Annotated in this window: 8 protein-coding genes and 1 riboswitch; of the genes, 1 reads left to right on the top strand and 7 read right to left on the bottom strand. The window is 35.8% G+C overall.

From position 1 onward, the window contains the following. Window positions 1-34 precede the first annotated feature (34 nt). The 7 genes from SJY30_RS18295 to metK all read right to left on the bottom strand — a co-directional run bounded on the left by SJY30_RS18295 (window position 35) and on the right by metK (window position 11373). Window positions 35-346: a GIY-YIG nuclease family protein gene (locus tag SJY30_RS18295; RefSeq protein ID WP_396633532.1), complete on the bottom strand. Its 312-nt coding sequence runs from the start codon at window positions 344-346 to the stop codon at window positions 35-37. Window positions 347-494: 148 nt separating this feature from the next. After that, complete coding sequence (gene thrA, locus SJY30_RS18290; protein WP_396633531.1) at window positions 495-3881, bottom strand: bifunctional aspartate kinase/homoserine dehydrogenase I; 3387 nt, start codon at window positions 3879-3881, stop codon at window positions 495-497. Window positions 3882-4003: 122 nt separating this feature from the next. Next, complete coding sequence (locus tag SJY30_RS18285) at window positions 4004-5278, bottom strand: O-acetylhomoserine aminocarboxypropyltransferase/cysteine synthase family protein (RefSeq protein WP_396633530.1); 1275 nt, start codon at window positions 5276-5278, stop codon at window positions 4004-4006. Window positions 5279-5418: 140 nt separating this feature from the next. After that, a riboswitch (SAM riboswitch) is annotated at window positions 5419-5522 on the bottom strand. Window positions 5523-5637: 115 nt separating this feature from the next. Continuing rightward, window positions 5638-7065, bottom strand: a complete 1428-nt coding sequence (locus tag SJY30_RS18280; protein WP_396633529.1) for a rhomboid family intramembrane serine protease — start codon at window positions 7063-7065, stop codon at window positions 5638-5640. Between the two features lie 178 nt (window positions 7066-7243). Next, complete coding sequence (locus tag SJY30_RS18275) at window positions 7244-9187, bottom strand: CocE/NonD family hydrolase (RefSeq protein ID WP_396633528.1); 1944 nt, start codon at window positions 9185-9187, stop codon at window positions 7244-7246. A 385-nt stretch (window positions 9188-9572) separates the two neighbouring features. After that, a complete protein-coding gene (locus SJY30_RS18270) occupies window positions 9573-9770 on the bottom strand; it encodes a hypothetical protein (RefSeq protein WP_396633527.1) in 198 nt (65 codons plus the stop codon). A gap of 346 nt (window positions 9771-10116) precedes the next feature. Beyond that, window positions 10117-11373, bottom strand: coding sequence for a methionine adenosyltransferase (metK, locus tag SJY30_RS18265; RefSeq protein ID WP_396633526.1), 1257 nt, complete (start codon window positions 11371-11373; stop codon window positions 10117-10119). A 449-nt stretch (window positions 11374-11822) separates the two neighbouring features. Here metK and SJY30_RS18260 point away from each other — a divergent pair, with 449 nt between their 5' ends. Further along, window positions 11823-12437: a deoxynucleoside kinase gene (locus tag SJY30_RS18260; protein WP_396633525.1), complete on the top strand. Its 615-nt coding sequence runs from the start codon at window positions 11823-11825 to the stop codon at window positions 12435-12437. The last annotated feature ends 23 nt before the right edge of the window (window positions 12438-12460 follow it).

Here is a 12460-nt window from a genome sequence, read left to right as displayed (position 1 = left end):
TATGCTGATCGTTAAGCTCCGCCGAATTGACATTTTACTTTTCTTTAAAATATCTATAATGTGTATCGTTTATACATTCTGCTAAACTAGGCAACTTCTCTAATTCACCATTTATTAATGCTTCTTTCTTTTCTCTTCTCCAACCTTGTATTTGCTTCTCTCTGTAAAATGCAGAATCAATTCTTAAATACTCTTCTACATAAACCAATTTCACAGGTAATCTTTTTCTTGTATGATTAGCCCCTTTACCATCTTGGTGTTCTAATAATCTTTTATCTAAGTCTTTTGTACTACCTGTATAATAACTTCCGTCTGAACATTCCAAAATATACATGAATCCTGACATACAATTATCATTTATCGGCTTCGGCTACGCTCAGCCACCAACATTAAAATTTCTTACTTTCATTCATCTGATTTGGCTTCAGCTACGCTCAGCCATCAGCCTTTCACCTAACTACTCATTTGTACGCGATGACTGAGCGGAGCCGAAGTCATCCTTTCTCCGCAATCCTCAATATATCTCCAAATACCCCTCTTGCGGTAACGGCTGCCCCGGCTCCGGCTCCTTGAATTACTAACGGATTTTCTCCGTAAGATTCGGTATAAATTTCTATGATAGAATCTGATCCCTTTACCTGCCCCAAGGCACTTTCTTTTGGCACTGATATCAACTTCACATCTAATACTCCTTTTTCCTTTTGAAGGTTTCCATGTAAATCACCAACATATCGTAATACATGATTTGGCTTCTGATTCTTTTTAATTTCACTGAATTTAGCATCCAATACATCTAAATTCTCTAAAAAGAAAGCCACTTCCCCATCTTGTAATTTCTTCGGGATAAGGTTATCAATATTTATATCTGCAAACTCATTATGCAAATCTAGTTCACGTGCTAAAATCAACAGCTTTCTACCAACATCATTTCCAGATAAATCTTCACGTGGATCTGGCTCTGTAAATCCTTGTTGCATCGCATCTTTTAAAATGGATGAAAATGGCACATCGCTTTCTGAAAAAGTATTGAATATATAACTTAAAGAACCAGAGAACACTCCTTTAATTCTGGTTATATTCTCACCTGATAAATGCAATAACTTAATGGTATCTATCAATGGTAATCCTGCACCTACATTAGTTTCATACAAATATTGCTTTTGATTCTTTTGCAGCTCTTCTCGTAGCAACTGATAAAAATCATAACGTAAGGTATTGGCAATTTTGTTTGAAGACACAATGTCAAAACCATGTTCTACGAATTCAAAATAGTTAGCCACAAAGTCTTTACTCGCCGTATTGTCAATAACGATCAGGTTTTCTAAATGATGTCGTTTTGCAAAATCAAAAACATCTTCTACTTTATACGCCTTACCTTTTTGTTTTAAATTCGTTTTCCAGCTTTTGGTAATCCCCTTTTCATTCAACAAAATCTTCTTGGAATTGGCGATACCAAATACGCGCAAATCTAATTTCTTACGATCCTTAATTGTTTTGGCTGATTTTAGAATTTGATCGATCAGTGTTCCTCCTACATTCCCATGCCCAAAAATTAGAATATTTATTTTTCTACTGATACCAAACACTTGTCCGTGCATGACATTTACCGCCTTGTGTAAATCTGCTTTCTTCACCACCAGACTCACATTATTACCTGATACCGTGTTATTAAACAACAAAGGCACAATCTGGTTTTTGATCAGTGCGTTAAAAGGATTATGGAACGTACTTAAATCTTGACCTACAATAGATATGATAGACACATCATCTATTACCGTGATCATATTTACATCTTTAGATTCAAAATCATTACTGAATTCATTCTCTAAAGCCAATTTCGCTCTTTTCGCCTTGTCTTTCTTCACCACAAGACCAATACCCCTTTCTGAAGAACCTTGAGATATGATACTAACACTAATATTACTTGCTTCTAAAGCCTTAAATATTCGTGCATCTACACCTACTTTACCTAACAAACCGCGACCTTCAATATTGATCATCGCAACATCTTCAATAACAGAAAGTGATTTTATTCCTTCTTTACTAGATTTTGCACTAATCAATGTTCCTTCACTATCATCATTATACGTATTTAATATACGTAACGGAATGTTCTTTTCAATAAGCGGAATTATAGTTTTCGCATGTAAAATAGTTGCTCCGAAATTCGCCAACTCATTTGCCTCTTCATAAGACAAGTTTTCCAACTTTTTAGCTTCGGGCACATAATCTGGGTTTGCTGTGTAAATTCCGTCTACATGTGTATAATTCTGTAATTCTTCAGCATCTAGAAAATTCGCTAATAAGGCTGCTGAATAATTACTGCCGTTTCTACCCAATGTTGTTGTCTCCCCATCTAAAGTAGATGAAATAAAACCGGTTACTACCGCAACAGTATCTTTAGGAATATCCGCAAACTTTAATAATACCTGCTCTTTAGACTCTGCCTCCAATACCTTGGCATCACCAAATGTATTATCGGTCTTTATCACCTTACGCGTATCTACCAGCTCTGCATTGATACCTTTACCTATCAATAATTTAGTAACCAATTTGGCTGAAATTAATTCACCATAAGCCAGTACCTCATCTTTAATCTTAGCACTATAATCTCCAAGTAAAGAAACACCTTCGTACAATTTCGCCAAGCCTTTAAACTCTGCCGACAAACTGATATTCTTATAAGTATGCTTTTGATATTTTTCTAAAGCCTCAAACTGAGTTTTATAGTCTTTACCTTTTGCGGCTTTCTCCAGCATCTCTTCTAACTGATCCGTTGCTTTTTCCCTAGCGGATAAAACAATGGCAATGTTCTCTTCATTCTTAACCTTATTGGCAACGATATCCAATACTCGCTCTAGTCCTTCTCCATTGCTCAGGGACTTACCACCAAACTTCAGAATCTTTATTTTCTTGATATTGCCGTTGGTATTGAAAATACCACCGAGCAATTTCTCCATTTGATCGAACTCGATCAAAAAGGCATCATGCCCATGTAGCGACTGTACTTCGCCATAGGTTACGTTGCTTTTCGCTTGCGCCAATTGCTTAAACGTATCTTTATTTTCTTGAGCGGTAAAGAACATATCAGAATCGACACCTATGATATGAATATTGGTATCGCTATTTTGAAGTCTGATGAAATTCTCATCTCCACCTCTAGTGACATCAATGGTTTTCAATAACTGATTCATCAATTTATATGCAGATAATTGAAAACGCTCTTGCAACTTATCGCCATGATGCATTAACCAACTTTCTACATTAAAGACCTGCAGCTCTTCGTTCGTGCTTCTTTTGAAACGCTCTTTAAAGGACGCCGGAGTTCTATAACATAACATTGCATGCATACGGGCATCATGTACAGGTTGCTTAGAATTCACCAAAAACTGCTCTTGAATCTGACAATTGGCAATTAACCAGTCGGTCGATTTCCAGTCGGATGCCACAGGTATTAAATGCTCGGTTAAATCTGGTTGTAATGCTGCCATTTCCCAGGCAATACCACCACCTAAAGAACCACCGATCAAAGCAAAAAGACGTTCTACCTTTAACTGCTGCAAACCCAATAAAAACATTCTCGCTACATCGCCAGCAACAAAATCCTTATAGTTTTTAATCACGAATTTATCATGACCGTTACCCGGAATATTGAATGCCAGAATGGTATACTTTTGGGTATCGATACATTTTTCATCACCAATAAGTGCTGACCACCAGCCATCTTCACCAGTAACATTAGAGTTTCCGGTCAAAGCATGGTTCACCAAAATAATAGGTGCCGTGTGCAGTTCTTTACCAAATACCTGATAAGACAATTGAATATCTTGAGAGGCACCACTTAAGGTCTTGTATTTTTTAATCTGTAATTGATGTAGCATCTATTTCAAAATCAATTTATGGCTTCGACTACGCTCAGCCACCTTATATAAATTTTATAAATAATCGGACACTGAGCGGAGCCGAAGTGTATGATTGCTTCGGCTCTGCTCAGTCACCCAAATTAAAGACTTGCAAATGCCTGTTCTAAATCGGCTTTTAAATCTTCAATATCTTCTAGACCAACAGACAAACGAATTAAATCTTGACCTACACCAGCACCTTCTTGCTGCTCTGCAGTTAATTGTTGGTGTGTGGTACTTGCTGGGTGAATGATCAATGATTTGGTATCACCAATATTTGCCAACAATGAGAATATTTTGGTCGCATCGGTCAATTTTTTAGCAGCTTCAAATCCGCCTTTGACGCCAAAAGTAACCAATCCGCTTTGTCCTTTTGGCAAGTATTCTTTTGCCAAGTCGTTGTACTTATTGCTCTTCAATCCTGGGTAATTTACCCATTCCACTTCTGACCTACCTTCTAACCATGTAGCCAATTCTAATGCATTTGCACTATGCTGCTTAATACGCACAGGTAATGTTTCTAAACCTTGAATAATTTGGAATGCGTTAAACGGACTCAATGCTCCACCAAAATCACGTAAGCCTTCTAATATTAATTTAAAGGTAAATGCTGCCGCACCTAATGCTTCGCTATAGACCAAACCGTGGTATCCCGCAGATGGCTCAGTAAATTCTGGGAATTTTCCGTTGGTCCAATCAAAAGTACCGGCATCAATAATGGCACCGCCTAAGGAAGTTCCTTGTCCGCCAATATATTTTGTCAATGAATGAATTACGAGGTTCGCCCCGTGTTCTATAGGATTCAATAATGACGGAGTAGCCACCGTATTATCTACTATAAATGGTACACCTGCCGCTTTTGATTCTTTTGAAATCCCTTTTAAATCCAACACATCTAACTTAGGATTCCCTAAAGATTCTACAAAAAATGCTCTTGTATTTTCCTGTACCGCTTTTCCAAAATTCTCAGGATCAGATGCATCTACGAAGGTTGTTGTGATTCCGAATCTTGGTAAGGTTACATTCAATAAATTAAAAGTACCACCATATAAACTGCTCGATGCCACAATATGGTCACCTGCCTTTAACAATGTCAACAACCCTGTAGAGATTGCCGCTGTCCCCGATGCAAAAACCACCGCTCCAATTCCGCCTTCTACCGCAGCTAACCTGTCTTGTAGAATTTGATTGGTGGGGTTGTTTAATCTTGTATAAATGAAACCTAATTCCGCTAACGAAAATAAGTTTGCAGCATGATCTGTATCATTGAACACATAAGATGATGTTTGATAAATAGGCACTGCTCTTGTACCACCGTTGGTAGTTGTGTCGTGACCTGCGTGTAATGCGTTTGTTGCTAATTTGTGATTACTCATGATTTTGTTGTTTTTAAAAAATTAATCCTTCAGCTACGCTCAGGATGCAAAAAATTAAAAGCCAAACCTTGACCAGCATTATATGCGGGTAGGTAAAATCAAAAAGTTATAAGAAAGTAATATCGAAGAAAATTCGATTACTGTTATCCATCCCCTAAGGGTAGAATGTAGCACCTTCTTTGTATGGAACAAAGGGTTGCTAAGGTTTCAAAGGGTCTAATCCCTCCACCTTTCTTGATAACTATTCAATACGTGTTTGAACTTTGAGCTACAAATATTGGGCAGAAGTTTTTAATAACCTAAGATTTTAAGAAAAAAATATAATTTGAGGTCTTGTTGTTATTTTTCTAAAAGCGTAATTAATCATATACCGCATTTTCCCTCAAAGCCTCTTTGCCCATTAAAACAAAGATTACCCCGATGATAAACCCACTTGCAAGACCGCCTACATGAGCTGCATTATCTACTGATGCAATAGTACCAAACAACAAACTCAATCCTATGCAAAGACCTAAAAAAATCCATGTAAATCTTAGAATGAAATTTGAATAAATCTTTAAAATAGCAAAAGCCAACATTACTCCATATAATCCAAAAATTGCACCCGAAGCTCCAACACTTACTACATCCTCGTGCCAATAAAAGCTTGCTAAAGCTGCAAAAATTCCACAAACAACATAAGTCAAGATGAATTTCAAGTAGCCGATTATTTTTTCTAAAAAAACTATACTAATAGCTAAACCGAGTAAATTTTGAAACAAATGAAAAACACCACTATGAATAAAATTTGATGATAATAAGCGCCAATATTCACCATTTAAAATTTCCTGTCTCCGATTTCCTCCAATATCAAGTAACTCTTTAGCGGCAGGAGAAACAAAATCAAGACCTATAAATATCATTATTAAGAATATAATCATATTTAAAATCATAAGAATGGCTCCACCTTTATAAGTTCCTATCGGATTCAAAAATTCAAGAAAATCTTTAAAATCATCATCCCTCAATGGCTTATTTCGCTTAAATCTATTTAATTCATTAGTGTCTATTTTTGGTAAAATAATTAAAATCAAAATAATTAAAGTTCCTATTAAAAAAGCAATAATCGTATTCTTAAGTGAATCATTATTTTGATTTTTAAAGGCAACATTCTTAGGAACTAAGAATATTTGATCGTTCATATTAATTACAGGATATTCATTTTTCACTGCATTTATAAAACCATCTCTTTCTTTAGAAATAGCTAGTTTTTCAAAATAAGTAACCGAATAGAAATTATATGTATTAAATTCTTTATTAGACCTACTTAAGAAACTTGAATACTCTAAATTCTTTCTTTGCTTATTTAAATTATTACTAATAGTTCTTTTATATTCAACACAATGCCAAACCGAAGCAGAACCCCTTAGAGGTGTAGCATAAAACAGGTTGAAATTCAAACTTCCATTATATCTACCAGAGGTCCCGACAGTAACATGGGAAAGACTTGCATTATCCTCAACATCAAACGAATTCACTTTAAAATACTTTCCTTCTTTAACTTTAGGTATTTCAGATATAGAATTTACTTCAATTAAATCATAAGATATTTTATCAACATATTCCTGACTTACTACCAAAGGTGCAGCTATTGCAGCAACCATGGCAAACTGATAGCCAAAATAACCATCTCCACCTTTTCCTCTTATTCGTAATAATCTAATTCTTTTTCTTAACCATATTAAAACGGTTACCCATGGTAAAATAATCGGTATCCACAAATCAAGAATATCTTCTCTTAAGGTCAATAGACCTAATTTAATATCAAAAATCCACCGAAACAAACAATACAAAATAACCGTTCCTAATGACACAATTAGAAACGGAATATATATTTCTCGTAGTTTTATTTTTGAAGAATTCAATATTAAAATAGATAGAAACTAATCAAAGGGTTTTATTAGTCATTTTATAATAAACCCTAACTTACTCCAATACCGAAAACTCAATACTAGAATCTGTAAAAACCGTATGTGTTTGCGTTTTGAAATCGGACTCATCTGCTTTAAAGATATTATCTACATAGGTCTGCGGATTCAAATCGATTAAGGGGAACCACGTACTCTGTACTTGTACTTGTAGCTTATGCCCTTTTTTAATGGTGTGGAAAACGTCTTGTAACTTTATGTTGACATCGGTCTTTTCATTAGCCACAAATGGCTCTGGCTCTGCAAAGCTGTTTCTAAATCGCCCCCTCAATACCTCACTACGAACCATTAAATGATAATTGCTCATTTTTAAGTGGTCTTGCATTCCTTCATACGCTGGCTCATCGGCTGGGTGTACATCAATAATTTTTACGATCCAATCTGCAGCAGTACCCGTAGTGGCTACTTTCAACTTCGCTAGAATATCACCTGCCAAGGTCATATCATTTTCCATCACTTCGGTTTCAAATACCAACACATCACCACGGCGAGCCGCAAAACGCTGGTCATCTGTCATATATTTTCTTGGGGTAAATACCGTTTTAATATCTTCTGAATACGGAACCGGCTTTTTAATATCACTAATAAACTTCACTTCTTCAACTGCTTTTGGCTCAAAGGTCAATTCTTGGTCTGCGGATAAATACATATCTTTTTTAACAACTCCTGCCGGTGGCCAGGTATCATACGTTTTCCAATCTTTTTTACCGGTATCAAAAACATAGGCTTCCGGTAATCCGCTATTTTTATCCCCATCTCCTTTTAAGAAATGGTCAAAAAATTTAGTTTCAATATTTTCTTGAAAAAATTCTGAAATTCCATCACCAAAATAATAATTACCTACAATATTCTGCCCTTTTCTTCGCGCCCATCCGCCGTGATCCCATGGTCCAAAAACTAAAGTATTGTAATTATCGGCATTGTATTTTTCAATATTCTTATAGGTTTCTAAAGGTCCGTACAAATCTTCGGCATCAAACTCACCAGCAACAACCATTGTTGCCACGGTAGGCTTTACATCTTTTAAATGCTGAATCAAACCTTTACTTTGCCACATTTCATCATAGTTAGGGTGCTCTTTGAGTTCGTTCCAGAAGTAATCGTCTGTAACACCTTCTTTTGCCATACGTGGCGTATCGGCAGTTTCGTATTCAAAGAAGCGATCTAAGTTTTTCAACGGACCCTCATCTAAAAAGAACTGGTACTGATCTTCAGTAGGTAAATCAGGTAGTGAATACCACGCAGTATCTATAGGTTTATCACCATCTGGTCTTGGCGTACCAAATAATGAGGTTGCCCTAAAATAGCTCAATAAATAGGCTCCGTTATGGTGAAAATCATCAAAAAAGAAATCGGCTATACTTGCCTGAGGAGATGCTGCTTTTAATGCTGGGTGTGCATCTACAACGGCATACGTAGAATAATAACCAGGATAGGAAATACCCCATATACCCACATTGCCATTATTGTTTTCTACATTGTTTACCAACCAGTCTATGGTATCATACGTATCTGAACTTTCATCGATATCTTTTTCCGTTTTTTTATCTGGATTAAAAGCGCGCATGTTTTCATAATGACCCTCACTTAACCAACGCCCACGTACATCTTGGTAGACTACTATGTAGCCATCTTGCATCATATGAATATTGGGTGCTATTTTGGTTTTAAAATTACCTTCTCCATAGGGTTTTGAACTATATGGAGTTCGCTGCATTATAATCGGGTATTCTTTTGAGGTGTCTTTTGGGGAATATATTGTAGTGTGCAGTTTAATACCGTCACGCATGGTAATATCTACTTCTTTTTTAGTGTAATTTTCTTCCACATATGTTTCAGAAACCTCAGCTTCTGCTGTTTTGGGAGCTGTTTTTCTACAGGAAACAATCGCTGTAGCCAATAATATAAAGGCAAAAAGGTGTTTGATGGTAATCTTTGGCATATCTTAAGAATTTGAAGTCTTAAAGCTAAGAAAGTTTACTCGATTTTTGAAGGTTTATAGATAGGTAGACGCAGGAAAATGTTGCGTTATTTGATTACATGAGCAAAAGTATGCCGAATTGCATCATAGTCTAGTTACCATGCAAAACCAAATTAGATGGAAGCTGAATAAAATTTAAAAATAAACGCTGTAATAAATAATCGGAAATTGCTCATAAATGCTATCTAAAAACAGCATTTATGAAGCAATTGCGAACAAGATTATATCATGAACAACTTTCTTACAAGCATAAGTATGCCAGTAAAAAAATCACCTTTATATTCTTGAACAGTAGTTTCTTGGAGTAATTGTTTTTTCATTTGGTTAGTGTTTAGTGGCATGGAATTTAATCAGAAAAAGGAATCAATGCAACTGTTTCTTCAGATTTTTTATTTTCAAAATCCGAGGTGATTTTTACCGAACGATATTCGGTTTTTGTAGCATCTAAAACAACATACTCAGAAATTAGGTCGGTTTCTTTTGAGCAAGATTGTAGGGCTATACAAGCCATAATGGCTAAGATAATTTTGCTAGGTTTTGACATGGCATACGTAGGTTAAGTTTTTATTTAAATAGGTTAATTAAAGATTCCATATCTTTAAACAGCGTCAAAAACAAGCTGACTTTTGGGGCTTCAACTTGAACAATATGCTGTTCGTTTTTCGTTTGTACTAATACTATATATTTCATCTTTTGTAGGTGGCGAGATTTGGGATTCTCTATTTATTACACTTCAAATATATGTAATATTTTTCCTACAAAATAGATTTTGTGGTCAAACCATCTTAACTTGTTGTGAAGGGGTGTTAATTGTCTTGTGAGGTAAAATCAGTGCATAAAAAAAGCTCCTTTAAAGGAGCTTCTTATTTATTTATGGAACAGTGCTATAACTAAAGACCAAAGGCTGACTTTATATCTGCTACTTTATCTAATTTTTCCCAAGTGAACAATTCCACTTCTTTTTCTATACGCCCGTTATATGGCGATTCAAAAACCTTAGTTACCATAGTTGGCTGCTTACCCATATGACCATAGGCTGCAGTTTCCAAGTAAATTGGGTTTCTTAGCTTCAATCTATCTTCAATAGCAAAAGGTCTCATATCAAACAACTCCGCTACTTTCTTGGCAATATCACCATCACTTAAGCCTACTTTAGAAGTACCATAGGTATCGACAAAAATAGAGGTAGGTTCTACTACACCGATGGCATAACTTACTTGCACCAGAATTTCGGTTGCTACACCTGCAGCTACCAAATTCTTAGCTGCATGACGCGCTGCATAAGCGGCACTACGGTCTACTTTACTTGGATCCTTACCACTAAAAGCACCACCACCGTGAGCTCCTTTACCACCATAAGTATCAACAATAATCTTACGACCTGTTAAACCGGTATCGCCATGAGGACCACCAATCACAAACTTACCTGTTGGGTTAATATGATACTTGATCTGATCATCAAATAACTTCTGAGTTTCTGCCGGTAATTGTGCTTTTACTTTTGAGATTAAAATTGAAATAATATCAGACTTTATTTTCGCTAACATTTTCTCGTCATCCGTATCAAAAGCATCGTGTTGTGTAGATACTACAATCGTATCTATACGAATTGGCTCATTGGCATCTGAATATTCTATAGTAACCTGCGCCTTGGCATCTGGTCTTAAATATGCAATTTCATTTCCTTCACGACGTAATTCTGCTAATGTGTGCAGAATTTTGTGCGATATATCCAAAGCTAACGGCATGTAGTTCTCGGTCTCACTAGTTGCGTAACCAAACATCATACCTTGATCACCTGCACCTTGCTCTTCTTTTGAACCACGATCTACACCTTGGCTAATATCTTGAGACTGCTCGTGTATCAACGATATCACTCCACAAGAATCTCCACTAAACTGATATTCTCCTTTTGTATATCCTATTTTATTGATGACCTCACGGGCAATGTTCTGTACATCTAAATAGGTACCGCTTTTTACCTCACCTGCCAAAACAACTTGACCGGTAGTTACCAAAGTTTCACAGGCAACCTTACTTTCTGGATCAAAGGCAAGAAAATTATCTAATAACGCGTCACTGATTTGATCCGCAACTTTGTCCGGATGTCCTTCACTAACAGATTCTGATGTAAATAAATATGGCATAACAATCTTTTTATTCTACAAAGGATTTGAATGAATGCCGAAAAGAAGTGTGATGCGATACGATATCAACATCAACTGCTTTAGCATTTTTTTGCTTTATACCCTAAGGCTAAAACAGAGGTTGCAATCAGTCAAATCCCTCCTCTTTTTTTATTCAGATGCAAAAATAGAAAAAATGTTCTGTTCAATTCTTAATATGATGTTATTTATTGACTCATTTAAAAGATTCATTAAAAAATGACCCCAAAGCTTTACGTTCTAAATATCAAATAGTACTAAACAACACATATCATAGTCTTGTTTTCATCAATTTCGGTCAATAAATGCACAGAGGTAATTATTTTTATGCCATACATCAAATATGTTTTTACTTCCTGTAGTTATCTTGTATCTTGTACCATCTAATATTCTTATAGAACAAGAACACAACCATTAATCAATTTTATTCTATGCACATAGCAGTTGCCGGAAATATAGGTGCCGGGAAAACTACCCTAACCAGATTACTTGCAAAACATTATAAATGGGAACCTCATTTTGAAGATGTAGTCGAGAACCCATATTTAGATGATTTTTACAACCAAATGGAACGCTGGAGTTTTAACCTTCAGATTTACTTTTTAAATAGTAGATATAGACAAATTCTACAAATCAAAGAAAGCGGTAAGGAAATCATACAGGATAGAACCATTTACGAGGATGCACATATTTTTGCACCCAACTTACACGCCATGGGTCTAATGACCAATAGAGATTTTCAAAACTACTCTAGTTTGTTTGAACTGATGGAGACCTTAGTTGACCCACCAGATCTTCTTATCTACTTACGCAGCTCTATACCTAACTTGGTAAAGCAAATACACAAGAGAGGAAGAGAATATGAAAACACGATTTCAATTGATTACTTAAGCCGATTGAACGAGCGCTACGAAGCTTGGATACATGGGTATAACAAAGGTAATCTATTGATTATCGATGTTGACGATTTAGATTTTGTTGACAACCCTGAAGATCTAGGTAGTATACTTAATAAAATTGATGCAGAAATCAACGGTCTATTTTAAATCCACTTTCTTAAAAGCCCAAA

The sequence above is a fragment of the Maribacter sp. R86514 genome (assembly GCF_044597005.1).
In the GTDB taxonomy this organism is placed as follows: Bacteria; Bacteroidota; Bacteroidia; order Flavobacteriales; family Flavobacteriaceae; genus Maribacter.
This window is presented reverse-complemented; position numbering and strand designations above follow the sequence as displayed.